The 26,700-nt window shown below is 67.8% G+C and carries 32 protein-coding genes; 22 read left to right on the top strand and 10 right to left on the bottom strand.

What is annotated here, in order from left to right:
- Positions 1-115 precede the first annotated feature (115 nt).
- Positions 116-517, bottom strand: a complete 402-nt coding sequence (locus tag OXS27_RS05955) for a hypothetical protein (RefSeq protein WP_267354973.1) — start codon at positions 515-517, stop codon at positions 116-118.
- A 258-nt stretch (positions 518-775) separates the two neighbouring features.
- Between OXS27_RS05955 and argS the strand changes: the two genes are divergently transcribed.
- From argS to tatC, 6 genes are all read left to right on the top strand, one after another.
- Positions 776-2,527: an arginine--tRNA ligase gene (gene argS / locus OXS27_RS05950; protein WP_267354971.1), complete on the top strand. Its 1,752-nt coding sequence runs from the start codon at positions 776-778 to the stop codon at positions 2,525-2,527.
- Between the two features lie 48 nt (positions 2,528-2,575).
- Positions 2,576-3,943: an SPOR domain-containing protein gene (locus OXS27_RS05945; RefSeq protein WP_267354969.1), complete on the top strand. Its 1,368-nt coding sequence runs from the start codon at positions 2,576-2,578 to the stop codon at positions 3,941-3,943.
- Positions 3,944-4,317: 374 nt separating this feature from the next.
- Positions 4,318-5,322, top strand: coding sequence for a beta-N-acetylhexosaminidase (gene nagZ / locus OXS27_RS05940; RefSeq protein ID WP_267354967.1), 1,005 nt, complete (start codon positions 4,318-4,320; stop codon positions 5,320-5,322).
- Positions 5,323-5,456: 134 nt separating this feature from the next.
- Positions 5,457-5,729 (top strand): twin-arginine translocase TatA/TatE family subunit, encoded by a 273-nt coding sequence (locus OXS27_RS05935; RefSeq protein WP_243919529.1) that lies wholly within the window; start codon positions 5,457-5,459, stop codon positions 5,727-5,729.
- A gap of 104 nt (positions 5,730-5,833) precedes the next feature.
- On the top strand, positions 5,834-6,406 hold the full coding sequence (gene tatB, locus OXS27_RS05930) for a Sec-independent protein translocase protein TatB (protein ID WP_267354965.1): 573 nt from the start codon (positions 5,834-5,836) through the stop codon (positions 6,404-6,406).
- Positions 6,403-7,203 carry a twin-arginine translocase subunit TatC gene (tatC, locus tag OXS27_RS05925; protein ID WP_243919521.1) on the top strand — a complete coding sequence of 267 codons (801 nt, stop codon included), beginning with the start codon at positions 6,403-6,405 and terminating at the stop codon, positions 7,201-7,203. The genes tatB and tatC overlap by 4 nt, the downstream gene beginning before the upstream one ends.
- A 12-nt stretch (positions 7,204-7,215) precedes the next feature.
- Here tatC and OXS27_RS05920 read toward each other — a convergent pair whose 3' ends face one another.
- Complete coding sequence (locus OXS27_RS05920; RefSeq protein ID WP_267354963.1) at positions 7,216-7,902, bottom strand: response regulator transcription factor; 687 nt, start codon at positions 7,900-7,902, stop codon at positions 7,216-7,218.
- The gene (tyrS, locus tag OXS27_RS05915) at positions 7,899-9,170 is read right to left on the bottom strand and encodes a tyrosine--tRNA ligase (protein WP_243919513.1); all 1,272 of its coding nucleotides are present in this window, start codon (positions 9,168-9,170) and stop codon (positions 7,899-7,901) included. The genes OXS27_RS05920 and tyrS overlap by 4 nt, the downstream gene beginning before the upstream one ends.
- A 123-nt stretch (positions 9,171-9,293) precedes the next feature.
- On the opposite strand from tyrS, the gene OXS27_RS05910 reads away from it, so the two are divergent.
- Genes OXS27_RS05910 through ribB form a run of 6 tightly spaced genes read left to right on the top strand, consistent with a single transcriptional unit; the run spans position 9,294 to position 13,940 of the window.
- Complete coding sequence (locus OXS27_RS05910; RefSeq protein ID WP_267354960.1) at positions 9,294-10,433, top strand: anhydro-N-acetylmuramic acid kinase; 1,140 nt, start codon at positions 9,294-9,296, stop codon at positions 10,431-10,433.
- Positions 10,430-11,029 carry a DUF3578 domain-containing protein gene (locus OXS27_RS05905; protein ID WP_267354959.1) on the top strand — a complete coding sequence of 200 codons (600 nt, stop codon included), beginning with the start codon at positions 10,430-10,432 and terminating at the stop codon, positions 11,027-11,029. The genes OXS27_RS05910 and OXS27_RS05905 overlap by 4 nt, the downstream gene beginning before the upstream one ends.
- A gap of 41 nt (positions 11,030-11,070) precedes the next feature.
- Positions 11,071-11,370, top strand: a complete 300-nt coding sequence (locus OXS27_RS05900; RefSeq protein WP_267354957.1) for a type II toxin-antitoxin system RelE/ParE family toxin — start codon at positions 11,071-11,073, stop codon at positions 11,368-11,370.
- Positions 11,367-11,669 carry an addiction module antidote protein gene (locus OXS27_RS05895; protein ID WP_243919509.1) on the top strand — a complete coding sequence of 101 codons (303 nt, stop codon included), beginning with the start codon at positions 11,367-11,369 and terminating at the stop codon, positions 11,667-11,669. Before OXS27_RS05900 ends, OXS27_RS05895 begins: the two co-directional genes overlap by 4 nt.
- A gap of 59 nt (positions 11,670-11,728) precedes the next feature.
- A complete protein-coding gene (gene aroC, locus OXS27_RS05890) occupies positions 11,729-12,829 on the top strand; it encodes a chorismate synthase (protein ID WP_243919508.1) in 1,101 nt (366 codons plus the stop codon).
- A gap of 34 nt (positions 12,830-12,863) precedes the next feature.
- Positions 12,864-13,940, top strand: a complete 1,077-nt coding sequence (ribB, locus tag OXS27_RS05885; protein ID WP_243919681.1) for a 3,4-dihydroxy-2-butanone-4-phosphate synthase — start codon at positions 12,864-12,866, stop codon at positions 13,938-13,940.
- A gap of 8 nt (positions 13,941-13,948) precedes the next feature.
- Here ribB and OXS27_RS05880 read toward each other — a convergent pair whose 3' ends face one another.
- Complete coding sequence (locus OXS27_RS05880; protein ID WP_267354955.1) at positions 13,949-14,566, bottom strand: LysE family translocator; 618 nt, start codon at positions 14,564-14,566, stop codon at positions 13,949-13,951.
- A gap of 106 nt (positions 14,567-14,672) precedes the next feature.
- Positions 14,673-15,602 carry a histone deacetylase family protein gene (locus OXS27_RS05875; RefSeq protein ID WP_243919503.1) on the bottom strand — a complete coding sequence of 310 codons (930 nt, stop codon included), beginning with the start codon at positions 15,600-15,602 and terminating at the stop codon, positions 14,673-14,675.
- Between the two features lie 197 nt (positions 15,603-15,799).
- Here OXS27_RS05875 and OXS27_RS05870 point away from each other — a divergent pair, with 197 nt between their 5' ends.
- From OXS27_RS05870 to OXS27_RS05825, 10 genes are all read left to right on the top strand, one after another.
- On the top strand, positions 15,800-16,378 hold the full coding sequence (locus OXS27_RS05870; protein WP_243919679.1) for a L,D-transpeptidase: 579 nt from the start codon (positions 15,800-15,802) through the stop codon (positions 16,376-16,378).
- Between the two features lie 162 nt (positions 16,379-16,540).
- Positions 16,541-16,981 (top strand): hypothetical protein, encoded by a 441-nt coding sequence (locus tag OXS27_RS05865; protein WP_267354952.1) that lies wholly within the window; start codon positions 16,541-16,543, stop codon positions 16,979-16,981.
- A gap of 100 nt (positions 16,982-17,081) precedes the next feature.
- Positions 17,082-19,085 carry an acetyl/propionyl/methylcrotonyl-CoA carboxylase subunit alpha gene (locus tag OXS27_RS05860; RefSeq protein WP_267354950.1) on the top strand — a complete coding sequence of 668 codons (2,004 nt, stop codon included), beginning with the start codon at positions 17,082-17,084 and terminating at the stop codon, positions 19,083-19,085.
- A gap of 18 nt (positions 19,086-19,103) precedes the next feature.
- Positions 19,104-19,334, top strand: a complete 231-nt coding sequence (locus tag OXS27_RS05855) for a hypothetical protein (protein ID WP_267354948.1) — start codon at positions 19,104-19,106, stop codon at positions 19,332-19,334.
- On the top strand, positions 19,331-19,453 hold the full coding sequence (locus OXS27_RS05850) for a hypothetical protein (protein WP_267354946.1): 123 nt from the start codon (positions 19,331-19,333) through the stop codon (positions 19,451-19,453). The genes OXS27_RS05855 and OXS27_RS05850 overlap by 4 nt, the downstream gene beginning before the upstream one ends.
- Positions 19,454-19,473: 20 nt before the next feature.
- A complete protein-coding gene (locus OXS27_RS05845; protein WP_267354944.1) occupies positions 19,474-19,905 on the top strand; it encodes a gamma-glutamylcyclotransferase family protein in 432 nt (143 codons plus the stop codon).
- Positions 19,906-20,050: 145 nt separating this feature from the next.
- Positions 20,051-20,899, top strand: a complete 849-nt coding sequence (locus OXS27_RS05840) for a formate/nitrite transporter family protein (RefSeq protein WP_243919493.1) — start codon at positions 20,051-20,053, stop codon at positions 20,897-20,899.
- 56 nt (positions 20,900-20,955) lie between these two features.
- On the top strand, positions 20,956-21,240 hold the full coding sequence (locus OXS27_RS05835; RefSeq protein ID WP_267354941.1) for an acylphosphatase: 285 nt from the start codon (positions 20,956-20,958) through the stop codon (positions 21,238-21,240).
- Between the two features lie 94 nt (positions 21,241-21,334).
- Positions 21,335-22,096, top strand: a complete 762-nt coding sequence (locus OXS27_RS05830; protein ID WP_267354939.1) for a DUF599 domain-containing protein — start codon at positions 21,335-21,337, stop codon at positions 22,094-22,096.
- On the top strand, positions 22,093-22,395 hold the full coding sequence (locus OXS27_RS05825) for a DUF3253 domain-containing protein (protein ID WP_267354937.1): 303 nt from the start codon (positions 22,093-22,095) through the stop codon (positions 22,393-22,395). Before OXS27_RS05830 ends, OXS27_RS05825 begins: the two co-directional genes overlap by 4 nt.
- Here the strand turns inward: OXS27_RS05825 and OXS27_RS05820 are convergent.
- From OXS27_RS05820 to epmA, 5 genes are all read right to left on the bottom strand, one after another.
- Positions 22,338-23,165 carry a YdcF family protein gene (locus tag OXS27_RS05820; RefSeq protein ID WP_267354935.1) on the bottom strand — a complete coding sequence of 276 codons (828 nt, stop codon included), beginning with the start codon at positions 23,163-23,165 and terminating at the stop codon, positions 22,338-22,340. The genes OXS27_RS05825 and OXS27_RS05820 overlap by 58 nt on opposite strands.
- On the bottom strand, positions 23,162-23,809 hold the full coding sequence (locus OXS27_RS05815; protein WP_267354933.1) for a dimethylmenaquinone methyltransferase: 648 nt from the start codon (positions 23,807-23,809) through the stop codon (positions 23,162-23,164). Before OXS27_RS05815 ends, OXS27_RS05820 begins: the two co-directional genes overlap by 4 nt.
- A gap of 84 nt (positions 23,810-23,893) precedes the next feature.
- Positions 23,894-24,505, bottom strand: a complete 612-nt coding sequence (locus tag OXS27_RS05810) for a glutathione S-transferase family protein (protein ID WP_267355313.1) — start codon at positions 24,503-24,505, stop codon at positions 23,894-23,896.
- Positions 24,506-24,515: 10 nt separating this feature from the next.
- Entirely contained in the window at positions 24,516-25,565 is a 1,050-nt protein-coding gene (locus OXS27_RS05805) for a lysine-2,3-aminomutase-like protein (protein WP_267354931.1), read from the bottom strand.
- The gene (gene epmA / locus OXS27_RS05800; RefSeq protein ID WP_267354929.1) at positions 25,562-26,617 is read right to left on the bottom strand and encodes an EF-P lysine aminoacylase EpmA; all 1,056 of its coding nucleotides are present in this window, start codon (positions 26,615-26,617) and stop codon (positions 25,562-25,564) included. Before epmA ends, OXS27_RS05805 begins: the two co-directional genes overlap by 4 nt.
- Between the last annotated feature and the right edge of the window lie 83 nt (positions 26,618-26,700).

The following is a 26,700-nucleotide window of genomic DNA, read 5'->3' as shown; positions in this document are numbered from 1 at the left end:
TTGCCTTCGGATGCTCAGATCCGAGCGACGGCGGTACGCGGTCCTGACCGGGATCGTCCGTATCCCGGTCACGGCGCGGTTCAACGATCCGCCGATAGCGCGGCGTTGATCCAGATCAGCAGCCGCAGCCGTAACCGCCGTAGGTGGCCGGATAGCCGTAATCGTAGCCATATCCTCCATAGGCCGCAGGGTAGCCGTAGCCGCCATAGCCGCCATAGCCGTAACCGCCGTAGAGGCCGCCGGCAGCGAGGCCCAGTCCAAGGCCGAGTCCTGCACCCGCAAGCCCATACCCGACACCGCGTCCGTAACCGTAGCCGTACCCGCGTCCATAGCCGTAGCCATAGCGACGGCCGTAGAAACCGCCGCGGGTACCGTAGCCCCCGGCGCGGAGCCCGCCGTAGCCGCCGCCATAATGTCCGCCGTGGAACCCGCCGCCCCGGAATCCACCTGCCTCCGCGGCCGGCGCGGCCAGCAAGAGGGCACAAACCGCAGAGCCGACAATCGTCAGGGTCTTCATCGATGTCTCCACGACCGGGGGTTCGCGATCGACCGCGATGACACCGCCTTAAGTGCAGTGAAACAAGACCTTTTCCGCACCGTCGGTAATCACCGCGCAGGGTGGCCTGTCCCAGCGAGCCGCGTGCCGGCCGTCCGCGATCGGGCCCCGGCTCACCCCAGGTGCCGTGACACCCTCCCGCCCCCTTGCTAGACGGCCGGAGCGGCCCCAGCCCGATCGAGCCGGGCGACGGGTTCCCCGCGAGCGAGACCGAGACCGATGAACATATTCGCCCTGTTCGAGGCGCGCGTGCGCGAGGCCGTCGAGGCGCTGACGCGCGCCGGCCAGCTGCCGGAGGGACTGGATCTCGGCCGCGTGGTCGTCGAGCCACCGCGCGACTCCGCCCATGGCGACCTCGCCACCAACGCGGCCCTGGTCCTGGCCAAGGAGTCGCGGACCAACCCGAAGGCCCTCGGCGAGGCGCTGGCTGCCGAACTGCGGACCGATTCGCGCATCGTGGAGGCCAGCGTCGCCGGCCCCGGCTTCATCAACCTGCGGCTCGATCCCGCGATCTTCCACGCCGTGCTGCGCAGCGCGCTCACGGCGCCGGAGGCGTTCGGCCGGGCGCAGATGCCAGGTGGTCCAATCAATGTCGAGTACGTCTCGGCCAACCCCACCGGGCCGATGCATGTCGGCCACGGCCGGGGCGCCGTATTCGGCGACGCCCTGTGCAACCTGCTGGTCGCCGCCGGCCGGACGGTCACGCGGGAATACTACATCAACGACGCGGGCGCGCAGGTCGACGTGTTGGCCCGCTCGGCCTACCAGCGCTACCGCGAGGCGCTGGGTGAACCCTTCGTGATCGGGGAGGGCCTCTATCCGGGCGATTACCTGAAGCCCGTCGGCGCGAAGCTTGCCGAAACGCACGGGCGCACCCTTCTCGACCAGTCCGAGGCGGAATGGCTGCCGGTGGTGCGCGAGACGGCGCTCGCCATGATGATGGAGATGATCCGGGGCGATCTGGCAGCGATCGGCATCAGGCACGACGTGTTCTTCTCGGAGCGGACGCTTCAGGACAGCGGCGCCGTGAAGGCGCTCCTCCAGGAATTGCGTGAGCGCGGGCTGGTCTACGAGGGCCGTCTACCGCCACCGAAGGGCCAGCTCCCCGAGGATTGGGAGGATCGCGAGCAGACGCTGTTCCGCACCAAGGAATTCGGCGACGACAGCGATCGGCCGTTGCTGAAGTCCGACGGGTCCTACACCTATTTCGCTTCCGATATCGCCTATCACCGGGCGAAGTACCTCGCGGGCGCCACCGAGTTGATCGACGTGCTCGGCGCCGACCATGGCGGCTACGTCAAGCGCATGCAGGCTGCCGTGAAGGCCGTGAGCGACGGCAAGGCGACGCTCGACGTAAAGCTCTGCCAGCTCGTGCGGCTGTTGCGCGCAGGCGAGCCGGTGAAGATGTCGAAGCGGGCCGGCGAGTTCGTCACCCTGCGCGACGTCATCGACGAGGTCGGTCGCGACGCGATCCGCTTCATGATGCTCTATCGCAAGAACGACGCGACGCTGGATTTCGACCTCGCCAAGGTGGTCGAGCAGTCGAAGGACAATCCGGTCTTCTACGTGCAGTACGCCCACGCCCGGGTGCGTTCGGTCCAGCGGCAGGCGCGCGAGGCGTTTCCGGACGCCGACCTGTCCCCGTCCGGCCTCCTCGGCGAGGCGGCGTTCGACCTGCTCACCGATTCCGGTGAGGCCGAGATGATGCGGCTGATCGCCCAGTACCCGCGGGTGCTTGAGTCGGCCGCCGCCGCCCATGAACCGCACCGAATTGCCTTCCACCTCTACGAAATCGCGTCTGCGCTTCATAGTTTCTGGAACAAGGGCAAAGACTTGCCGCAATTACGGTTTGTTAATGCAACCGATCGAAAGTCCACCTGGGCCCGGCTTGCGCTCGCCGAATCACTTCGGAGCACGCTCGCCGCGGGCCTCGCGGTACTTGGTGTGACCGCGCCGGACGAGATGCGATAGGCCCGATACCAGCGGGCCTCCGACCGGCGCTGATGTGAGGATGCTGCCATGACGAACGCTTCGCGCGCTCAGGTCGATTTGGACGCCCTCGCGCGCGATCTGCACCCGGAGAATCCCCGGGGGCAGGGCACGGGCAAGGTCGACCCCCTGGCCGAACTGGCCCGGATCGTCGGGCAGGACGATCCCTTCCGCGCGCTCCTGGCCGCCCGCGATCAGATGCGTGCCGTGGCACCCGTTGAGCCGCAGCATGCCTGGAACGGACGGGTCGAGCCGAGTTTCGCCCCTGAGCCCGTCAAGGCCTCGCCGGCCGACGCCTTCGATCAGTATCTCGCCTCCGTCGAGCGCGACACGCATGAGGAGGCGCCGTACGCCCATACCGGCGTGGCCGCTGCGGATGTCGCCGATGACGCCTACGCGGAGGACCGCCCGCTGCGGCGCACTAACCCGCGGCGCAGGCTGCTGTCCGTCGGCGCCGGGATCGCCGTCGTGGCGGTCGCGGTGACGGGGGCGCTCACCTACAAGGGTCTGAACAACACCGGGCACGGGGGTGTGCCGGTCGTGCAGGCCGATACGACCCCCATGAAGGTCGCGCCCAAGGTCGCCGACGGCGTCGAGATCCCCGATCAGAACCGGCAGATCTACGATCCGAAGGGCAAGAAGGACGGCCAGATCAAGATCGTGAACCGCGAGGAGCAGCCCCTCGACGTCGCTGAGGCGGCGCGCGCGGCGCAGGGCCCCTCGCTCGGCGGAGCCAACCAGGGCGGAACGACACCGGGCAACAGCCCGTTCGAGGCGTTCGGCGAACCCAGGCGGGTGCGCACCGTCGCGGTGAAGCCCGAGGGGCCGCCCGCGGCGCCGGCCCGCGAGGCACAGGCCGATGCGGGCCCGTCGCCTATCCCCACAATGGTGCTGCCCACGGACGAGCCGCCGGCTCCCCCGGTGTCCAGGGCCAAGCCCGGACGCCAGGCAGCCGCAAGCGCGCCGCCGGCGCTGTCCACCCCCGTCGAAGCTGCGCCAGCCCCGACGCCCGTCGAGGCGCCGCCGTCCAAGCCCGTGGCCGTGAAGCCGCCGCCGAAGGCCGCCCAGCGCGTCGCCACCGCGGGTCCGGCCTCCATCCCGGATACGACGGCCAGCACCACGGCGGCCGACGATGCGCCCGTGACCAGCGGCTCGGTGAGCGGGTTCTCGGTTCAGCTCGGAGTCCGCGGCTCGGCCGCGGAGGCGCGGGCCGCTCTGCATCAGTTGCAGGGTAAGTACAGCCAGCTCGCCGGCAAGCCGGAGTTGATCCGCCAGGCGGAGGTCGGCGGCAAGACGATCTTCCGGGTGCGCGTCGGGCCGCTGGAAAAGGCTGCGGCGTCCAGCCTGTGCAGCTCGCTGCAGAGTGCCGGCGGCCAATGCTTCGTCGCGAAGAACTGACACGCCAATGCGCCCCATTCCGCAGAACGTCGGGATGGGGCGGAAAGGGGCCAGGGCCGATTCTGACGCGGACGTCGTCGACGCCGAGCCCGACAGGCGATCCCCGATCCGAGCAGGTTAGGCTCGTCGGATCAAAGGGGTCTGATTAAGCGGTAGCCCGGGCCGCGCCGCAGCGGTCTCGAATACCCGCGCCGTACGCGTCGCCCGCTCCGAGTCCCGGCGGCAACACCTGCGGCTCGCGCGCTCGATCGTGGTGTCTTTCCGCCGATTCGACTTGCCGGCTCCTCGTTCCCGCCCGAGTCTGGGCCGATCGGGTCGGCCCGATCCAGCGTGTCTCGTCGTCGCCATTCACCGAGTTCTTTCGAGACGTCCCGATGACCTCCCGTGCTCTTATTCTCGGCTGCGCCGGCAAGTCGCTCTCCCCCGAAGAGGCGGCGTTCTTCCGCGACGTCCAGCCCTGGGGCTTCATCCTGTTCAAGCGGAATATCGGCACGCCCGAGGAAGTGCGGGCCCTGACGGACGCCCTGCGCGCCTGCCTGGGGCGCACGCTGGCGCCGATCCTGATCGACCAGGAGGGCGGCCGGGTCCAGCGGATGGGGCCGCCGCACTGGCCAGCCTATCCAGCGGGCGGTCGCTACGGTCGGCTAAATGGCAGCGCCACGGCGGTCGCGCGCCTCGGAGCGCGCCTGATGGCGCATGATCTCGCGGAGGTCGGCATCAACGTGGATTGCGCGCCGGTCCTCGACGTTCCGGCGCCGGGCTCCCACGACATCATCGGAGATCGGGCCTACGGGACGAATCCCGATTCCGTCGCCGCAATTGGGCGGGCGGTCGCCGAGGGCCTGATGGCCGGCGGCGTCCTCCCGGTGATGAAGCATATCCCGGGGCACGGCCGCGCCGCGTGCGACAGCCACCACGGGCTGCCGATCGTAGAGGCCAGCCGCGAGGCGCTGGCGGCACAGGACTTCCGGCCGTTTCGGGCACTCGCCGATCTGCCGATGGCGATGAGTGCGCACGTCGTTTTCACCGCCATCGATCCCGAGCGGCCGGCCACGCAGTCCCCTACTGTCATCCGAGACGTGATCCGCGGCGCGATCGGCTTCGACGGCCTGCTGATGACCGATGATCTGTCGATGTATGCCCTGACCGGGACGTTCCGCGAACGAACCGAGCGTGCCTTCGCGGCGGGTATCGATATCGGGCTCCACTGCAACGGTGCGATGGACGAAATGCGTGCGGTCGCCGAGGCGGCCCCGCTCCTGGCTAGGCGCGCCGCTGAGCGGGCTGCCGCTGCCCTGGGGCGCCTCGCTCCAACCGGCGACGGCTTGGACGTGCCGCAGGCGCGGGCGCAGTTCGCGGCGGCCCTCGCGGCCGCCTGAACCGCGGCCTTCCACCACCCCTGGCACCGCCCGTGCTTGTGTTCGGGCGGCGTGATCCCTAGGTTCGCCCCGAATTCCTCACCCGGACGTGGCGTCCCGCTCCCGCTTCGTCGGGGCGCACGCAGGAGGTTGCCATGGGCAGCATGAGTATCTGGCACTGGGTCATCGTCGCGGTCATCGTGATGCTGCTCTTCGGGCGCGGCAAGGTCTCCGACCTGATGGGTGACGTCGCCAAGGGCATCAAGGCGTTCAAGAAGGGCATGGCCGAGGACGAGACGCCCCCGGCGAGCCCGACCGTGGTGCCGCCGAGCGAGCCCGTCCGCACGATCCCGCACACCGCCGAGACCAGCCCCGGCACCGCCATTCCGGCGAGCCACATTCCCGGCGGCGAACGCAAGCCGGTCTGAGCGGCGGGACGGTCTTTGGGACTGTCTTGAAGCGTTCGCTGGTGTAGAGCCTGACGGGGGCCGGGCTGCGGTTCGGTTCCCAGGGCAGCAGGACCGTCGACGACATGCTGGACATGAGTTGGGGCGAGGTGATGCTGATCGGCGGCGTCGCCCTCATCGTCATCGGGCCGAAGGACCTGCCGAAGGCGTTGCGTACCGTGGGGCAGATCACGTCGAAGCTGCGCCGCATGGCCGGCGAGTTCCAGATGCAGTTCAACGAGGCGATCCGCGAGGCCGAACTCGACGAGGTTCGCCGCGAGGTCGACGGGATTCGCAACACCGTGCGCGGCGCGGGCTCGACCTTCAATCCTGTCCAGACGATCCGCGACGAGTTGAAGGGCGCCGTCGAAGGCCGGACCAAGGTCGGACCGGAAAAGCTCGGTCCCCCGCTGCCCGAAGCCGACACGCGCTCGCTGGCCGAGGCCACGGCGCAGTTGAAGGCCGAGCAGGACGCTGCTCCTGCCTTGGCCGAACCGGCGCCAGCCGAGACCAGAACGCACCCGGCTTCGCACGCGGCAGCCGCGGATGTTCCGCTTCCGGTGCCCGGCTCGGTCGAGGACCCATTCGGGTCGCCGGCGGAGCCGGTCGCCAGCCATGACGCTCCGATTGATCCGAAGAACGGCGCCGCCGCCCAATGAGCACCGACGCCGATGAGGCCGAGATCGAAGCCTCCCGGGCTCCGCTGCTTGAACACTTGATCGAGCTGCGTGCACGCCTGATCAAGTCTCTCATCGCCTTCGTGGTGATGTTCTTCGCGTGCTTCTTCTTCTCGCGCGACATCTACAACGTGTTGGTCTACCCCTACACCTCGGTGGTGGGGGCGGCGAACGCGGAGCTGATCGCGACCCATTTTCTCGAGCAGGTGTTCACCAACATCAAGCTCAGCGTCTTCGGCGCAGCGTTCCTGGCCTTCCCGGTAATCGCCACCCAGATTTACGCCTTCGTGGCGCCAGGCCTTTACCGCAACGAGCGCAAGGCCTTCCTGCCCTACCTCGTGGCAACGCCGATCTTCTTCCTGCTCGGCGCGCTCGTGGTCTTCTTCCTGGCGATGCCGCTGCTGATCAAGTTCTCGGTCTCGCTCCAGCAGGTGGGCGTGGCCGGCGAGCCGACGATCAAGCTGATGCCCAAGGTCGACGAATACCTCTCGTTGATCATGACGCTGATCTTCGCCTTCGGCATCGCGTTCCAGCTGCCCGTCATCCTCACCCTGCTGGGTCAGATCGGCATCATCGATGCGGCGTTCCTGCGCGAAAAGCGGCGCTACGCCATCGTGCTGGTCTTCGTCGCCGCGGCCGTGCTCACGCCGCCCGACGTGATCTCTCAGCTCTCGCTCGCCCTGCCAATGCTGATCCTTTACGAGGCCTCCATATTCTCGGTGGCCCGCGTCGAGAAGCTGCGCGCGGCCCGGCGGGTCGAGGAGGGGTTGGATCCGTAGGGCGTTCCCGGCTTAGTCCGGAGACCGGAGTCGGTAGCCGACGCCGGTCTCCGTGAGCAGGTAGCGCGGCCGCTCCGAGTCGGGCTCCAGCTTCTGCCGCAGCTGGCGGATATAGACGCGCAGGTATTGCGGGTCTGAGGAGGCCGGCGCGTGGCGCATAAGTTGGGCGTGCGTCAGCACCTTGCCGGCATGCTGCACGAGCACGCGCAGGAATTCATATTCCCGCGGCGACAGCTTTACCTCGCGCTCGCCCACCCGCACGATCCGGCGCACGAGATCGACCGACAACTCGTCGAGGCGGAACACCGGCCGCTCGCCCTGCATGGCCAAGCGATGCCGGAGCGCCGTGCGAATGCGCGCGAGCAGCTCGTTCATGCCGAACGGCTTGGTCACGTAATCGTCCGCCCCGAGATCCAGGGCCTCGACCTTCCCGCGCTCGTCGTCGCGGCTCGACAGGATCAGGACCGGCAGATCCGGCCAACGCTCGCGAATCGCCGCGAGCAGCGCATGGCCGGCCATGTCGGGCAACCCGAGATCGAGGATCACGAGATCGATGCCACCCGTCTCTAAGCTCGCGAGCGCTGCGGCACCGTCGCCGGCCTCGACGATCGCGTAGCCCTGCGTGCCAAGGCCGGTCCGCAGCAGGCGCCGGATCGGCGGCTCGTCGTCGATGACCAGGATGCTGGCTGAGGCGGTCATTCCACCCGCAGCAGCACGTGCCGCTTCTTGCCGAAGGACAGCTTGATGACGCCGTCGCTCGTAAGGTCGCCCTGGCCGAGCGTAGCTTTCTCGTCGGTGACCGGCACGTCGTTGATCCGCAGGCCCCCGCCCTTGATCTGGCGTCGCGCCTCGCTGGTCGAGGGCACGAGCTTGGCGATGTCGGGCCCGAAGGCCGTGAGCACCCCGAGGCCGGCCTCTAAAATGGTCGCCGGAACGATCACGGTCGGCAGGTCGGCCGCGAGCGTGCCCTCAACGAAGGTTTTCCGCGCGGTCTCGGCCGCCGCTTCGGCCACCTCGCGGCCGTGCATCAGCGCCGTGGCCTCCGTGGCCAGCACCATCTTGGCGGCGTTAATCTCGGATCCGGCGAGCGCCGCAAGCCGGGCGATCTCGTCCATCGGCAGCAGGGTGAACAGCTTGAGGAAGCGGGCGACGTCGGCATCCTCCGTGTTCCGCCAGAACTGCCAGTAATCGTAGGGCTTCAGCATGTCCGGGTTGAGCCAGACGGCGCCCGCGGCGGTCTTACCCATCTTGGCGCCCGACGATGTGGTTAGGAGCGGGCAGGTCAGCGCGTAGAGCTGCGGCGCGCCCATGCGGCGGCCGAGATCGATGCCGTTGACGATGTTGCCCCACTGGTCCGAGCCACCCATCTGCATCACGCAGCCATAGCGGCGGTTCAGCTCCACGAAGTCGTAGGATTGCAGGATCATGTAGTTGAATTCCAAGAACGAGAGTTCCTGGTCGCGGTCCAGGCGCAGGCGCACGCTGTCCATCGACAGCATGCGGTTCACCGAGAAATGGCGGCCGACATCGCGCAACATCTCGATGTAGTTGAGCTTGGTCAGCCACTCGGCGTTGTCGACCATCACGGCGTCGTTGCCAGTCTCGCCGAAGCGCAGGAACCGGTCGAAGGTCTGGCGGATCTCGGCCTTGTTGGCGTCGATCTGCTCGACGGTGAGAATTTTTCGGGTCTCGTCGCGACCGGACGGGTCGCCGACCCGGGTCGTGCCGCCGCCCATCAGGGCGATCGGTTTTCCCCCGGTGGCCTGCAGCCAGTGCAGCATCATGATCGACAGCAGATGCCCGACATGGAGCGAGGGCGCCGTGCAATCGTAGCCGACATAGGTGGTCAGCCGGCCTTCGAGCGCGGCCGCGTCGATCCCAGCGAGGTCCGAGGTCTGGTGGATATAGCCGCGCTCGGTCAGGATCCGGAGGAAATCGGATTTCGGCGCAAAGCTCTCGGCAGTCATGGCTACAATCTCGGGTCGCGTGCTGGCGCGACAGGCCGAGGCCCCGCATGCTAGCTCGCGCTGGGTTCAGGATACGGCGCGCTCTTAGCAGGGCGTTGGCCGAAAGGCACGAGGCAGGGCGGCATGGCGATGATGCGCGCGATCGGACTGATGAGCGGCACCTCGCTGGACGGCGTCGACATCGCGCTGATCGAGACCGACGGCGAGCGGGTCCATGTCGTGAAGGGCCACAACAATTTCCTCGAACCGCTCGGGCCGACCGGCTACCGCGGCTACGCCGACGACGAGAAAGCGCTCCTGCGTGGGGCGACCAAGGATGCCGAATCCGTTCTCCATCCCGCGGACCGGCCCGGCCGCCTGCCGGAGGCAGAGGCCTTCGTCACGCAGGCGCATGCCGAGGCCGTGGAGCGCTTCCTGGAAGAAAACGGCCTGAACGCCTCCGAGATCGACGTGATCGGCTTCCACGGCCAGACCGTGATACACCGCCCCGACCAGCGCATCTCGATCCAGATCGGCGACGGGCAGGCCCTGGCGACACGTCTCGGCATTCCGGTGATCTCCGACCTGCGCCGGGCCGACATCGAGGCGGGCGGACAGGGGGCGCCGCTGGTGCCGGTGTTCCACAAAGCGCTTGCCGAGGCGTCGGGCTTCGACGGGCCGTTCGGCATCCTCAACATCGGCGGTGTTGCCAACGCGACGCTGATCGATTCGAGAGGCGGCGTGATCGCCTTCGACACCGGACCGGGCAATGCCCTGATCGACGAGTGGATGCAGGATCGCGAGGGCAAGAACCTCGATGATGGTGGCCGCACCGCCGCCCGTGGCCGGCCGGACGAGCAGCTCCTTGCGTGGCTGCTGACGCACCCGTTCTTCTTCCGGAAGCCGCCGAAATCGCTCGACCGGAACTGGTTCTCGCACAAGCTCGCGGGCCAGCTCTCGACCGAGGACGGCGCCGCGACGCTGACCGCCTTCACGGCGCGCGCCGTAGCCCGCGCCCTCGACCATGCCCCCGAGATCCCCACCCGCTGGATCGTGGCCGGCGGCGGGGCGCGCAACGGCGAGTTGGTGCGGCTGCTGAACTACCACCTGCGCGCCGAGATCACGACCGCAGACGCGATCGGCTGGTCCTCGGCCTATCTGGAGGCGCAGGCCTTCGCGTATCTGGCGGTGCGCTCGCTGCGCGGCTTGCCGATCACGCTGCCGTCCACCACCGGCGTGCGCGAGCCCTTGACCGGTGGCGTCCTGGCCCGACCGAGCCGGTGAGCCTGGGCTACGCGCTCCGGCGGATCATTGAGGAATACCCGCTCGCACGTCTCGACCCGCCGGCCGGACATCCGGTCGCGGCCCTGATCCGGCGCGGCGCGCCCGACGAGCTGCGCGCGGCCCTGGTGCCGATCGACGGTCCGTTCTTAGTGAAGGGCAGCCCCGGGCGGGGAAGCCACTGGGCGGCCGTCCCCTGGATCGCAATGTTCGACCCCGCCGTGACTACGAGCGCCACCCGGGGCTATTACCTCGTCTACCTGTTCCCGACCCATCGCGAGGCGGTGCACCTGTCGCTTGTCCAGGGCACCGTGGCGGCGATCCGCGAGCATGGGACCGGCGCAGGCGCTCATCTGCGCGCCAGCGGCGACGGCCTCCGGCTGCGGCTCGCCGACTTCGCCGACCGGCTCCCGAACCGCTCCATCGCGTTGGGCACAGTCGGTGAGCTGCCCGAGGGCTACGAGGCGGCCCACATCCTCGGCTTGACCTACACGTGCGACGAACTCGGGGACGAGCGGCGGCTGCGCGCCGATCTGGCGACGGGTCTCGCAGCCTATCGGGTCTTGAAGGCGCGCGGCGGCCTGGACGACAGGGTATGACGGCGCTACAAGGTCTGTAGCCTATAAGCTACTCATCGATCATGCCGACGATCCGACAAACCGAGGTCTATGCCGCATGGTTCGCCGGATTGCGTGACGAGCGGGCGCGAGCTCGGATCGACACCCGGATCCGGCGCGTTTCACTCGGCAATTTCGGAGATGTCAGGGCGGTCGGACAGGGCGTGAGCGAGCTTCGGGTCGATTATGGTCCCGGGTATCGTATCTACTTCGCGCAACGCGGCAGCGCGATCGTGCTTCTGCTCTGCGGCGGAGATAAGCGAACGCAGGTTCGGGATATCCGTGAGGCTCAGTCGATCAACCGGCAGGAGCAACTGTCATGACGATGAAGACCAAGCCTTGGGACGTCGCGGACCATCTCGACACGCCCGAGCGCATCGCGCTCTACATCGAAGCGGTCTTCGAGGATGGCGATCCGGCCCTGATCTCGGCGGCGATCGGCGATGTTGCGCGCGCCCGCGGCATGGCTCACATCGCGGCCGAGACCGGGAGATCGCGGGAAAGCCTCTATCGCGCGCTGTCGGAGAAGGGCAATCCGCAACTCGACACGCTGGTGAGCGTCCTGAAGGCGATCGGCTTGCGGCTCAGCGTCCAGCCGATCTCGCAATCCGAGCCGGCTTAGCGTCCCGGCGCGTCCCCCGGTTTGTGCCCCCGCCGCTCCCGCGCTAAGGCAGCCGCGCCATGTCGCACAACACCTTCGGCCACCTGTTCCGCGTCACGACCTTCGGCGAGAGCCACGGGGTCGCGCTCGGCTGCGTCGTCGATGGCTGCCCGCCCGGCCTGCCGCTGGAGGCCGAGGAGATCCAGGCGGAACTCGACCGGCGCAAGCCCGGACAGTCGCGCTTCACCACCCAGCGCCGCGAGCCCGATCAGGTGAAGATCCTGTCCGGCGTCTTCGCCGACGACCGAACCGACGGACGCCAGTTCACCACCGGCACGCCGATCGCGCTGATGATCGAGAACACCGATCAGCGCTCGAAGGATTATTCCGAGATCCGCGACAGCTACCGGCCCGGCCACGCCGACTACACTTACGATGCGAAATACGGCATCCGCGATTATCGCGGCGGCGGGCGCTCCTCCGCCCGCGAGACCGCGGCCCGCGTCGCCGCCGGTGCCGTGGCCCGTAAAGTCATCCCGGGCATCACCATCCGGGCGGCCCTCGTCCAGATGGGCCCGCATGCCATCGACCGGTCGCGCTGGGATTGGGCCGAGACCGGCAACAACCCGTTCTTCTGCCCCGATGCCGAGACCGCCGCGTTCTACGAGACCTATCTCGACGGCATCCGAAAGGACGGCTCCTCCGTTGGCGCCGTGATCGAGGTCGTGGCCGAAGGCGTCCCGCCGGGCCTCGGTGCGCCGATCTACGGCAAGCTCGACGCGGATTTGGCTGCCGCGATGATGTCAATCAACGCCGTGAAGGGTGTCGAGATCGGCGACGGTTTCGCGGCAGCAGCTTTCCGTGGCGAGGACAATGCCGACGAGATGCGCGCCGGCAATGGTGGCCATCCCCGCTTCCTGGCCAATCACGCGGGCGGGATCCTCGGCGGCATTTCCAGCGGCGAGCCGGTGGTGGTGCGCTTCGCCGTGAAGCCCACATCCTCGATCCTCACATCGCGCCGCTCCGTAACCCGGGACGGCGCCGAGGTGGACCTCATCACCAAGGGCCGCCACGATCCCTGTGTCGGCATCCGGGCCGTGCCGGTGGCGGAGGCCATGATGGCCTGCGTGCTCGCCGATCATTATCTGCGCCATCGTGGACAGGTCGGGCAGCAGCCCTGATCCCGGCCCCGCCTTCAACGATTCGAGAATGCCCGTGCCCCATTGCACCGTCACCGAGGCCATCGCGGCCTTCGCCAAGGGCGAGATCGTCGTCGTCACCGACGACGACGACCGCGAGAACGAGGGCGACCTCGTCGTCGCGGCCTCCCTCTGCACGCCGGAAAAGATGGCGTTCATCATCCGTAACACCTGCGGCATCGTTTGCGCGCCGATCACGCAGAGCGAGGCCAAGCGCCTGCACCTGGCGCCGATGGTTGCCTCGAACGACGCGCCGCTCGGGACCGCCTTCACGGTCACCGTCGACACGAAGCACGGGCTGACCACGGGCATCTCGGCGGAGCAGCGCTGCAACACCGTCCGGGCGCTCGCCAACGGCAACATGGGCGCGGGCGACTTCGTACGCCCCGGGCACGTCTTCCCGCTGATCGCCCGCGATGGCGGCGTGCTCATGCGCTCGGGCCATACCGAGGCCGCGGTCGACCTCTGCCGCTTGGCGGACCTACCCCCCGTCGGTGTGATCTGCGAACTCGCCAACGACGACGGCACCGTCATGAAGGGGCCGCAGATCGAGGCCTTCGCCGAGCAGCACAAGCTCAAGCAGGTCTCGGTGGCCGATCTCATCGCCTACCGCCAGGCCCGGGACCGGCTGGTGGAGCGGGTCGGTCATTTCCCCGTTCGGTCGAACCACGGCGACATGACCGCCTACGTGTTCTCCACGCCCTTCGAGACGATCCAGCAATTCGCCTTCGTGATGGGTGAAATCGGCGATGGCCGGGACATCCTCGTGCGCCTCCACCGCTCCAACGTCGCCGCCGACGTGATCGGCGGCGGCAGGCAGATCGATGCGGTGCTGCGGCGTTTCGCGGAGGCCGGGCGTGGCGTGCTGGTCTATCTCCGGGATGGAACGGCGGGCGTGCCGGTGATGAGTGCCACCGACGAAGGGACGGAAGCGCTGCGCGCCCGCCAATGGCGCGAGGTCGGCCTCGGGGCACAGATCCTGCGCGATCTCGGCGTGGCCTCGTTCCGCAACCTCGCGACCTCGTCGCGCGCCTATGTCGGCCTATCGGGCTTCGGTATCGAGCACCTGGGCGACGAACCGCTCGAGGCCTGACCGCCGTCTCAGGCGCGCCGCGCGACCGTCCAGATTGCGGCGCCCGCCATGATGGCAGCAGCGCCGCGACTGAGCCGTCGGTGGAAGGCCGAGCCCTGGAAGGTGTGCCGCGCCCGCGAAGCCAGAGCCGCATAGGGCGTCATCACCGCGATCAGGATGAGGGCCGTGACGGCGACAAGCGTCGCGAAGTCACTCCTTGTGACTACGCGCAGATCCAGCAGGGTCGGGAGCACTGCGAGATAGAAGACGATCGTCTTGGGGTTGGCGAGCGTCACGGTGAGCCCGGCGAGGAAGCTCGCCCAGGGACGGTCGCCCTGGCGGCCCGTCACGGTCTGCGTGCGCGCCGCGCTGCGCCAAAGCTGGACGGCGAGGTAGCCTAAATAGAGGCCGGCGCCGATCCGGACGACGACGAACACGTCACCCAGAGCCTCGGCCATGCGGCTCAGCCCGAAGACCGCGGCAGCGAGATAGGTCAGGTCGCCCAGGATCAGGCCCACGGCGAACGCCATGCCGGCCCAGAACCCCGAAGCGAGCGCCCGCGCGACGAGCGCCACGACGCCGGGTCCCGGAATCGCGGCGGCGAAGCCGAGCGCCAGCGCATACGCCAGGAAGCCGGTTGCCGTCATTACGCAAATCCCGATCGGCGGCGATCGATGGCCCCGCCACGAGTCCAATCCCCGAAAGCCTCAGGTTAAGGACGGATCTGGGCATCCTGCAACCGCCTGCTCGCGCCTACCGCCCCATCAGCGCGTCGACATGCGCGGCGGCCGACTTGGCGAGACCTTCGAGGCTGTAGCCGCCCTCTAGGACCGAGACGATCCGCCCGCCCGCGCAGCGTTCGGCGAGTTCCATCAAACGGCGGGTCGCCCAAGCGAAGTCCTCTGCCTCGAGCCGCAAATTGGCCAGGGGATCGAGGCGATGCGCGTCGAATCCGGCAGAGATAACGATGACGTCCGGTCGGAACGTCTCCAGGCGCGACAGGATGCCGGTCTCGAACGCCTCGCGGAACACCTCGCCGTCGTCATTCGGACGCAGGGGTACGTTGACGATCGTGTCCTTGTCGCCGCGTTCCGAGGCAGCCCCGGAGCCGGGGTAGAGCGGCATCTGATGGGTGGAGCAATACAGGACCGAACCGTCGTCCCAGAAGATATCCTGGCTGCCGTTGCCGTGATGAACGTCCCAATCGACGAGGGCCACGCGCTCGGCGCCGTGCTTCGTCTGCGCGTAGCGGGCCGCGATGGCCGCGTGATTGAACAAGCAGAATCCCATCGACCGGGTCCGCTCCGCATGGTGGCCCGGCGGCCGCATGGCCACGAAGGCGTTGCGGCACTCGCCGGCTACGACGGCGTCAATCGCGTGCGTCGCGCCGCCGATGGCGCGCAGTGTTGCCTCCAGGCTCCCCGCGGACAGGACCGTGTCGGAATCGATCCCGACCATGCCGTGCTCCGGCACCGCCGCAACCAGCGCATCGACATAGCTTCTGGGATGAGCGAGCGCCGCCGTCTCCAACTCAGCGCGCGGCGCCGAAGCTCGCACGAGGCCGGCGAAGCGCTCGTCCTCGAGTGCGCGCTCGACGGCGCGCATCCGAGCCGGCCGCTCCGGGTGGCCCTCCGGCACCTCATGATCGAAGCTCGCGGGATGGCTCACGTACAGTGTGGTCACGACGGTCGCTCCCGGGTCCGATCCTGTCGCGCGCCTGCAACAGGAGCCGGCAATGTGCCACGGTCGGAACGCGCGGACTACGGCCGCGTGCACAGCACGACTAGGCTTGCCCGAATCATCTTCGACTTTTCCCGATTATCGAACGCTGTTCGGTGCGGGTCTGCTCCTCCGAGACTGGCAGCATGAACATTGGCAGCTTGCGCATCGTCCCGATCATCGTCTGTGCAGGCCTTCTGGCAGGCTGCACCTTCAAGGCTGTGCCTGACCCAACCCTCTCGGCCCGCGACGCAGAATTCATGGCGCTGGTGCCCGATGCGGAGTTCGATCCGCATTTCGCCCGGTACGAAATGAGCGATCCGACCCACGAGCCCCCCGGCACGATCGTGGTTGAGACCAAGGAGCGGCAGCTCTACCTCGTTCAGCCGGGCGGGAAGGCGCTTCGCTACGGCGTCTCAGTCGGCGACGAGGCCTATGGCTGGACCGGGAAAGCCATTGTCGACCGGAAGGCGGAATGGCCCGCCTGGAATCCCCCGGCCGAGATGATCAAGCGCTGGCCGCATGTCCACGCCATGCAGGGCGGCCCGATGAACCCGCTCGGAGCCCGCGCCCTCTATCTGACGGACCACGGCAGGGACACGCTCTACCGGATCCACGGCACCAACGAGCCCGAGAAGATCGGGCAGGCGGTCTCGTCGGGGTGCATCCGGATGCGCAACATCGACGTGGTCGACCTCTACAATCGCGTCCCCGTGGGCGCCTCGGTCATCGTTCGGTAACGCAACTGGTCAACGTCCCAATAAGCCTGCTTGCTCGTGAGGTGTTTACCTGAACTGCCATTCAGATCTGGCCATTAACTCTTGGCAGGGAAGCTGTCCCGTAAGTTGAAGACACACAGGGACTAGCGCCGACCACAGCAAAGGTCGGGGAGGCAGGCGACCATGACCATGATTTCCGTGCAACAGTTCTGCAACCATGCCGTTTCGACGGGCCTGATCAGCGACGAGGATCTGCTGGTCCTCAAGCGTGAGGTTATCCCGGATGGCCTGAAGAGCCGCGACGATGCCGATCTGCTGATCGCCCTCGAGCGCGCGGTGATCGGCTCCGACGCGTTCGCGGATTTCCTGGTCGCCTCCGTGGTCGACTTCGCCGTTTGGGGATGCCGGCCGACCGGTTACATCAACGCGGATATGGCCGTCTGGCTCGCCGCATCGCTCAGTGGCCGCGATGGCCCCAGCGTCGTCGGAGCGCGGATCGCCATGGAAGTCGTCAAGGAGGCCCAGGGCAGCGCCGAATCACTGATGGCCTTCGCGCTGGAAGCCAATCGCCGGATCCGGGACGCAGTCCAGCCCGCGCGCATGACTTTCGCGCTCGCCGCCTGAGCCTCCGACCAAGGCGCAGCTTCCGTCCGGGACGCATCTGATCTATCGGGACAGTCAAGCCGGTGTTCAATCCGGCGATCTCGGAAGCAGTGCGCCAGCGATGTTCGACAAAATCCTGATCGCCAACCGGGGCGAGATCGCCTGCCGGGTCATTAAGACCGCCCGGAAGATGGGCATCAAGACCGTTGCGGTCTACTCGGATGCTGACCGCGACGCCGTGCATGTCGCCATGGCGGATGAGGCCGTGCATATCGGCCCGGCGAGCGCGTCCGAATCGTACCTTGTGATCGAGAAGATCGTCGAGGCCTGCAAGCAGACCGGCGCCCAGGCCGTCCATCCCGGCTACGGCTTCCTGTCCGAGCGCGAGGCCTTCCCCAAGGCGCTCGAAGCCGCGGGCATCGTGTTCATCGGCCCCAACCCGGGCGCCATCGCCGCCATGGGCGACAAGATCGAGTCGAAGAAGGCAGCCGCCGCAGCCGAGGTCTCGACCGTTCCGGGCTTCCTCGGCGTGATCGAGTCCCCCGAGCACGCCAAGACGATCGCCGACGAGATCGGCTATCCGGTGATGATCAAGGCCTCCGCGGGCGGCGGCGGCAAGGGCATGCGCATCGCTCATTCCGGCGACGAGGTGGCGGAGGGCTTTGCCCGCGCCAAGTCAGAGGCGGCCTCCTCATTCGGCGACGACCGCGTCTTCATCGAGAAGTTCATCACCGATCCGCGCCATATCGAGATCCAGCTGATTGGCGATAAGCACGGCAACGTCGTGTATCTCGGTGAGCGCGAGTGCTCGATTCAGCGTCGTAACCAGAAAGTGATCGAGGAAGCGCCGTCGCCGCTCCTCGACAAGAAGACCCGCCGCAAGATGGGCGAGCAGGCCGTCGCGCTGGCGAAAGCGGTGAACTACGACTCCGCCGGCACGGTCGAGTTCGTGGCCGGGCAGGACAAGTCCTTCTACTTCCTTGAGATGAACACCCGGCTCCAGGTCGAGCATCCGGTGACCGAGATGATCACCGGTCTCGATCTCGTCGAGCTGATGATTCGGGTCGCATCTGGCGAGAAGCTGCCAATCACCCAGGACGACGTGAAACTGAACGGCTGGGCGGTGGAGAGCCGCGTCTACGCCGAGGATCCGACCCGCAACTTCCTGCCCTCGATCGGCCGACTGACCACCTACCGGCCGCCGGAGGAGGGGCAGCAGGGCAAGGCGATCGTGCGCAACGATACCGGTGTAGAGGAGGGCGGTGAGATCGCCATCCACTACGACCCGATGATCGCCAAGCTGGTGACCTGGGCGCCGAGCCGCGCCGAGGCGATCGCCGCGCAGGGTGAGGCGCTCGACGCCTTCGCCATCGACGGCATCCGCCACAACATCCCCTTCCTGTCGGCGCTGATGGCGCATCCGCGCTGGCAGGAGGGCCGTCTGTCCACCGGCTTCATCGCCGAGGAGTTTCCGGAAGGCTTCACCGCGCCGGAGCCCGCGGGCGACGTGGCGCGCCGCATGATGGCCGCTGCAGCGGCGATCGACCACAAGCTCAACCAGCGCAAGCGCGGCATCTCCGGCCAAATGCGCGCGCCGGGACTGTTCGCCTTCGAGCGGGATCGCGTGGTGATCCTGGCCGGGCAGTCCTATGCCGTCACGGTGGAGCCGGAGGGCGAGGATCTGCTGGTGACCCAGGAAGACGGCAAGTCGCTGTCGGTTGCGAGCGTGTGGCGTCCCGGCGAGCCGGTCTGGATCGGCACGATCGGGTCAGAGCGGGTGGCCATCCAGGTGCGCGGCCTGCTGAACGGCGTGTTCCTGCAGCATGCCGGTGCCGCCGCCGAGGCCCGGGTCTATACCCGCCGCGAGGCCGAACTCGCCGCGCTGATGCCGGTCAAGGAGCAGGCGGGCTCGGGCAAGCAGGTGCTCTGCCCGATGCCCGGTCTCGTGAAACAGATCCTCGTGGCGGAAGGCCAGGAGGTGAAGACCGGCGAGCCGATCGCGATCGTCGAGGCGATGAAGATGGAGAACGTGCTCCGCGCCGAGAGGGACGCGACTGTCGGGAAGATCCACGCCAAGGAGGGCGAGAGCCTCGCGGTCGACGCGGTGATCCTCGAATTCGCCTGAGGCGGGATCGCCTTCGTCGTGAGTGCGGTTCACAACGAGCAGACGAAGCTGCTCGCCACGGCGCTGAATAATATCGCCTTCGCCTACGTCGTCATCGGCTTCGTCACCCCGATGACGGCTGCGAGCTTCGGTGTCGCGAGTGCACCGGCGATACGGATCGAAAATGCGGTCTTCACAGTCGTTTGGCTGTGGACCGGTTGCACACTACATTACGCGGCGAGACGTGCCCACCCGAGCATGAAGCCGTGAATTTCGATTGGCTGTTCGTTACGTTCGGTATTCCGGCGATCACGTTGGTGATCGCCTATGCCGCCGTGCGTACGAACGAGCGTGCGGCTCGCCACCTCGACCCCGCTGCGGGCGAGTAAATACGCCCCATCGCTTCGGCATGCCCCTCTATTTCGCCTACGGCGCCAACATGGATGCCGCCGCAATGGCCCTGCGCTGCCCGGTCTCGCGGCTGATCGGCGGCGGGCATCTGCCGGGATACCGATTTATTATCATGCGCGAGGGGTACGCCTCGGTGGTGCGCGATCCGGCGCGCATTGTCTGGGGCGTGGTGTGGGAATTGGCCAGCGACGATATCCCAGCCCTTGATCGCTACGAGGGCGTGGCGGGTGGCCTCTACACGAAGGCGACCCTGCCGGTCCGGACCCCGGAGGGGGTCAAGCGCGCTCTGATCTACCTCGGCTGCTCCATCGCGCCCGGCCGCCCGCGGCCTGGATACCTCAACACCGTCCTGGCGGCGGCACGTGCTGCGCAGTTGCCGTCAGCCTATCTCCGGGAACTCGGCAGCTGGTCGCGCGGCTTTCCGATCTGAGCGGAGCTCAATTGGTACGCAACATGCTTGCCCACGATCGAGCTGGCGGGCGAGGGGCCTCACCGCGTCCGGCCAGCCGTCTGTTATTGCGCAGCACGTCCGTCGATCAACGGCGATTGGCCTGCGTCTGCGAGGGAGTTTTTGCATGTCGTATCTGGCGCCCGCCGATTTCGTGAAGAAGGCCGTCGATGCTGGTGAATCGAAAGTCTTCATGGCCACCAAGGACACCTTCATCCGGGGCTACATGGCCGGTGCGATCCTGGCGCTGGCCGCGGCCTTCGCGGTCTCGGTGAACCAAGCCACCGGCCAGCCCTTGATCGGCGCGCTGCTGTTCCCGGTCGGCTTCTCGATGCTCTACCTGCTCGGCTACGACCTGTTCACCGGCGTCTGCGTGCTGACCCCGCTGGCGCTGATCGACAAGCGGCCCGGCGTGACCGTTGCCGGCGTCGCGCGCAACTGGGTGTTGGTCTTCTTCGGCAACTTCGCAGGCGCACTCACGACCGCCGTCATGATGTCGATCGTGTTCACCTTCGGTTTCGCTACTGAGCCGAACGCCGTTGGCAAGCTGATTGCCGGCATCGGCGAGGCCCGGACGCTTGGCTACGAGAAGTACGGCGCCTCCGGCATGCTGACGCTCTTCATCCGCGCCATGATGTGCAACTGGATGGTCTCCACGGGCGTGATCGGCGCCATGCTGTCCACGTCGGTGCCCGGCAAGGTGATCGCGATGTGGATGCCGATTACGGTGTTCTTCTTCATGACCTTCGAGCACTCGGTGGTGAACATGTTCCTGTTCCCGTCGGCGATCCTCATGGGCGGCCATCTGACCGTGATGGACTACCTGCTGTGGAACGAGATCCCGACGCTCATCGGCAACATCGTGGGCGGCCTCGCCTTCACCGGCCTGATGCTCTACTCGACCCACGTACGGACCGGTGCGTCCCGGTCGGCGACCATCAGCGCGAACGTGCGTCGGCCCATCGCTGCCGAGTGAAGCAATCCGGACCCGCACGTCCGGCGTGCGGGTCCTTCGGGTAGGTATAGTTCTGGATGCGTGAGACACGGACGGTCTCCGTCGTCATCGAGGGTCGGGTTCAGGGGGTCTCGTATCGGGCCTGGACCGAGAGCGAGGCACGGGCCCGCGGTCTGACTGGCACCGTCCGCAATCGCGACGACGGTGCGGTGGAAGCCGTTTTCAGCGGCGCGCCGGAGGCCGTGGCCGAGATGCTGACGCTGTGCCGGTCCGGGCCTCCGAGCGCTCACGTCACCGATCTCACCCTCCGCGAGCACGCGGATGCGCCCAGCCTGAGCGGCTTCGAGATCCTGCGCGGCTGAGCTGGCGGTCACCCCGGCGATTCGAGCGGCTTCTGCGCCGGCCCTTCGGCTGGTATGGCGTCGCGGTCTTCCGCGAACACGCATTTCGAGACGCATGACCGATCTATCCGCCGGCCAGGCTGCGTTCTCGCCCCTGGATCTTGGGGCACTCCTGTATTTCATCCTGGCCTGGGTGGCGTACGGGCTGTCCGTCGGCCGGTTGCGGGGCCGGATGGTGTCCCTCAGCCAGATCATGAACGGCCATCGCTCCAACTGGGCGCGGCAGGTGATCGGCCGCGACAACCGGGTGGTCGACACGCAGATCAACGCGTCCCTGCAGAACGGCACCGCCTTCTTCGCGTCGACCTCGCTGATCGCGCTCGGATCGGTCCTGACGCTGTCGCGGTCCGGCGACGACGTGCTGAACCTGTTCGCCACCTTGCCGTTCGGCATGGTGGCCAGCCGGCTGACCTGGGAGCTGAAGGTCGCCGGCCTCGCGCTGGTTTTCGTCTACGCCTTCTTCAAATTCGCCTGGGCCTATCGCCTGTTCAACTATGCGGCGATCCTGCTCGGCGCGGTGCCGTCGAAGGGGTCCGGGGCGAGCGAGACCGAGATGTTGCGAGCGGTGCGCCGGCTCGCAGCGATGAACGTCAGCGCCGGGCGGCACTTCGCGCGCGGGCAGCGGGCCTTCTTCTTCGCCCTGGCGTATCTGGGCTGGTTCATCAGCCCCTACGTGCTGTTCGTCTCGACATCGGCTGTCGTGATCATCATGTGGCGACGGCAATTCGCATCCGAAATCCGCACGGCGCTGCTCGAGGCGGGCGAGGGCCCCCACGAGGGTTCGCTCCTGCCGCACTTCCAAGAGGCACGGACATGACCGAGGCGAGACCGGACGACGCGGCGATCGAGACAACCATGCTGGGCCTCGTGGCGGCACGGGACGCAGGCAAGACCATCTGCCCCTCCGAAGTGGCCCGGGCCTTGGGCGGCCCGCATCCGGACGGCTGGGGGCCCCTGATGCAGCCGGTGCGCCGGGTTGCGGTGCGCCTCGCCCATGCGGGCCGCGTCGCGATCCTGCGCAAGGGAAAGCCCGTGGACCCGGACGATTTCCGCGGAATCTACCGGTTGGCGCTACCCGCCGCTGCCTCCGGCCCCGGCAACCAATCCGGCGTGTAGCCCGCCCATCGGTAGACGAAGAGGCCGATCCACTCCTTCACGCCGAGATCGAGCTGGAGCAGTCCGTCCGAGGCGAAGCCATTGAGACGGGTCAAGTCGCCCCAGCCGCGCGTCCGGTAGTCGACAGGGAAAGCATCGACCGTGAACCCGGCCTGCCGGAAGCAGCCGACCGCCCGGGGCATGTGCCAGGCCGAGGTCACGAGGAGCCAGCGCTCGCCGGGCTTGGGCAGAACGAGCGCCGCTGTGAAGATCGCATTCTCGCGGGTGTTGCGCGAGCGATTCTCCAGGATCAGGCGCGTGCGGGGGACACCGATGGTGTCGGCCTGCCGGCTGACGATATCGGCCTCCGAGATGCCACCCCCAATGAAGCCGCTGCCGCCCGAGAAGACAAGCCGCGCCGTTGGAAAGCGCCGCGCCAGATCCGCGAGATAGATCGGCCGCTCTCCGGCATCGTTGACGATGACCTGCGCCCGCGCCTCGGATAGTCCCGACTCGATCCCGCCGCCGAGCACGATGATGCCGGTGGGCGGTGGCCCGTCCGTCGGGAAGGCGGGAAAGCGTTGTTCGAGCGGCAGCAAAACGGCCTCGGAGAGGGGCGCCAATCCCCCGAGGGCCAATCCGGTGGCACCCAGGAGCGCCAGGGCGGTGCCGGTCCGGCGAAGCCGCGTCACGTGGAGCAGGACGCCGATCAGAACCGCGAAGATGAAGAAATTCGAAGGGGTGATCAGGAAGTAGATGACCTTCGAAAGCGGGAAGAAGGCGGTGCTCACGCCGTCTTCGTCTCCGTCTGGAACCGCTCCAGCGCCGCCGCATCGGGGGGCAGGAGGCCGGCGAGGCTCTCACCCCGTTCCACCTCGCGCTGAATCCAGAGATCGAGGCGCTGCTGCTCAACGGCTTCCAGCGCGACCCGCTCGGCGATGGCAGCAGGTAGCGCGACGATCCCGGCCTCGGTGCAGACGATGATGTCACCCGGATGGATTGCGGCACCGCCGCACGAAACGGGCTGCTGCGTGGCGACCACGGCCAGTGCGCCAGTCGCGCCCTGCGGCGCGCTCCAGTGCGGCAAGCCCACAGGTTCAGGCAATGCGGCATCGGTGACGAGACCGACGGCACCGCGCTGGGCAAGCCGGGCCGACAGAATGGAACCGAAGGGGAGTGCCAAGCCCGATCCGGCAGCGTCGATCACCACGACAGCCCCCTCGGGGATGGCCTCGATCGCGGTGGCGAGATCGCCTGCGGCATCGTCACGGGCCGGGATCATGCGCAGGGTGTACGCGGTCCCGATCGCGGTTCCGCTGCCAGCCGACAGACCCCGCGGGCTGAACGCTTTGACGCCGGCCCGCGTCAGAGCGCGGGCGAGGCTTGCGGATGTCACGGCGGAGAGCGCATCGCGCAGGGTTGGGTCGATCGCCATCGTGGCTTCCTTCAGCGGTGCAATCCGCGTCGCACGCTTGCCAAGGTGGATCCGGCGCGCGCAACGGCAAGTCCGTCGGAGCGCTCAGCCGATGGGCTCGCCCAGGGCGTTGGCAGCCCCCGGCCGGGCGGAAATGCGCGCATACCATCGGCGCAGGGCCGGGCGCTTGATGCGTTCGGCCGGAAGGTTCAGCCAGCGATGGGCCGCGCAGCCAAGGGCGATGTCGGCAATCCCGAAGCGATCGCCGACGGCGTAATCCCGGTCAGCCAGATGGGCGTCGAGAATCGCCGCATGAGCCTCGGTTTTCCTCAACGACTCGGCGATGAGGGCACGGTCGGGCTCCGGCGAACGGTAGAGCTGCCAGAAGGCGTCGCGCATGGCCGGCGTGAAGCTCGTCGCCTGCCAGTCGAGCCACTGATCGACCTCCGCGTGCACCCGGGGATCCTCGGGCAGCGCCAGGTCCGGGCCGGTCATCGCCAGATAACGGAGGATCGCGTTCGACTCCCAGAGGACGAAGCCGTCCTCCTCCAGGGTTGGCACGAGGCCGTTCGGGTTGAGGGCGCGGTAGGCGGGATCGGAGACGACGCCGAAGGCACCGCCCGCGTCGATCCGCTCGTGGGCGAGCCCGGCTTCGTCGAGCCCCCAGACCGCCTTCTGCACGTTCACCGAAGTGAGCCGCCCCCAGAGCCTGCGCATCGTCACGCCTTCAGTCTCCCGCCTTCGGTGGATAGGCGTGATCGCATCCGTCCGGATCGGTCACCCGCTGCCCGTCGATGGTGTCGGTCAGGTAGTTCGGTCCGACCGGCACCTTGCCGTGGCCGCCGGGAATGTCGAGCACGTATGTGGGCTGTGCGAGGCCGGAGAGCCGCCCGCGGAGCGCCCGCATCAGGCTCTGCCCCTCGGCGAGGCTGGTGCGCAGATGGCTGGTGCCCGGGGCGAGATCGCCGTGGTGCAGGTAATAGGGCTTGATCCGATTCTCGACGAAGCTCCGCATCAGGGCTTCCAGGGTACCAGGATCGTCGTTGACGCCGCGCAGCAGCACGGTCTGGCTCACCATCGGGATCCCGGCATCGATCAGCCGGGCGCAGGCGGCGCGGGCGCTCGGCGTGAATTCGCGTGGGTGATTCGCGTGCAGGGCAACGAAGACGGCGCGCCCGAAACGGCGCAGGGCCCGCACGAGGTCGCCCGACACGCTGTCGGGTTTGACGACCGGCACGCGGGTATGGATCCGCAGAACGCGCACATGCTCGATGGACGAGAGCCGCTCCGCGATATCGCCAAGGCGTCGGGCCGAGAGCGCGAACGGATCGCCGCCCGTGAGCACGACTTCCCAGATCCGAGGATCCTGCGCGATATAGGCGAACGCCGCCTCCAGTTCGGTCTCGCTCAACGTTCCGAGCCCGTTGGGCCCGACCATCTCGCGGCGGAAGCAGAAGCGGCAGTAAACCGGGCAGATGTGCAGCGGCTTGAGCAGGACACGGTCAGGGTAGCGGTGAACGATGCCGGTAACTGGCGCGTGGGCGGCATCGCCGATCGGATCCGCGCGCTCCTCGGGTTCGGTCCGGCACTCCTCCACGGACGGCACGAACTGCCGGGCGATCGGATCGTCCGGGTCGGTCGGATCGATCAGCTCGGCCATGTCGGGCGTCACCGAGACCGCATAGCGGGCGAGAACCACGCGCAGTAGGTCGGCCTCCGCGCCGGAGATCAATCCAGCAGCAGCGAGATCGTCGGTGTTGCGCAGAGCCTGGGTCACGCCTGGGTCTCCGCGACCGGGGTCCAGATGACATCGTCGATGCGGCCGGCGCCGCAGGCCAGCATTGCGAGGCGGTCGAAGCCGAGCGCGATCCCGGAGGCGTCCGGCATGACCGCCAGGGCCGCAAGGAATTCTGCGTCGATCGGGTAACATTCCCCGTACACGCGCAGCTTTTCCGCCATTTCGTCCTCGAAGCGGCGGCGCTGCTCGGCCGGATCGGTCAGCTCGCCGAACGCGTTGGCGAGTTCGACCCCGCAGACGTAGAGTTCGAAGCGCTCCGCGACGTGGCCGTCATGGGGTGCTGGCCGGGCCAAAGCCGCCTCGCTGACCGGATACTCGCACAGGATCGTCGGTCGGCCGATGCCGAGATGCGGCTCGATCCGCGCGACCAGGACCCGCGAGAACAGATCGGCCCAGGTATCGTCCGGCGCGACCCGCAGATCCGCGGCGGCGGTGGCGCGGGCGAGGGCTTCCCGGTCGGTTTCGCCGGTCCGCGACAGTGTCGCGAACAGATCGATCCCGGCGAAGCGGTCGAAGGCCTCGGCGAGGGTCAGCCGCTCCGGCTCTGCGCAGGGATCCGCGTCGCGGCCGCGATATGTGAAACGGCGCGAACCGGTCGTAACGGCAGCCAGCCTCAGCAGATCGGTGCAGTCCGCCATCAGGTCCGTGTAGGGCGCTCCGGCCCGGTACCATTCGAGCATCGTGAATTCAGGGTGGTGCAGCGGCCCTCGCTCGCGATTGCGGAACACCCGAGCGAGGCTGAAGAGCCGTGTCTCTCCGGCCGCCAGGAGCTTCTTGCAGGCGAATTCGGGCGAGGTGTGCAAATAGAGGGGTGTGCGCGCGCCGCTGATACCGACTGCCTCCGTGGCGAAGGCCGAGAGATGCGCCTCGTTGCCCGGCGAGACCTGCAGGCACGCCGCCTCCACCTCGACGAATTCCCGCTCCGCGAACCAAGACCGGAAGGCCGCGGTGAGGCGGTTGCGCTGGATCAGCGCCGGCCGGCGATCGGCATGTCGATCGGTGGCCCACCAGGGGGAGGAGGGTGCCGTCACCACGACGGGCTCTCGAGAGAGGGCGAAGACGGGGCGCCTGTCATGAACGGCTCGATCCGGCCCATTCTCATTTCCCGTCCCGG

Origin of the sequence: Methylobacterium sp. GC_Met_3 (assembly GCF_026540775.1) — a bacterium.
Classification (GTDB): Bacteria; Pseudomonadota; Alphaproteobacteria; order Rhizobiales; family Beijerinckiaceae; genus Methylobacterium.
The sequence above is the reverse complement of the archived record's forward strand: the minus strand, read 5'-3'. Positions and strand labels throughout refer to the sequence as shown.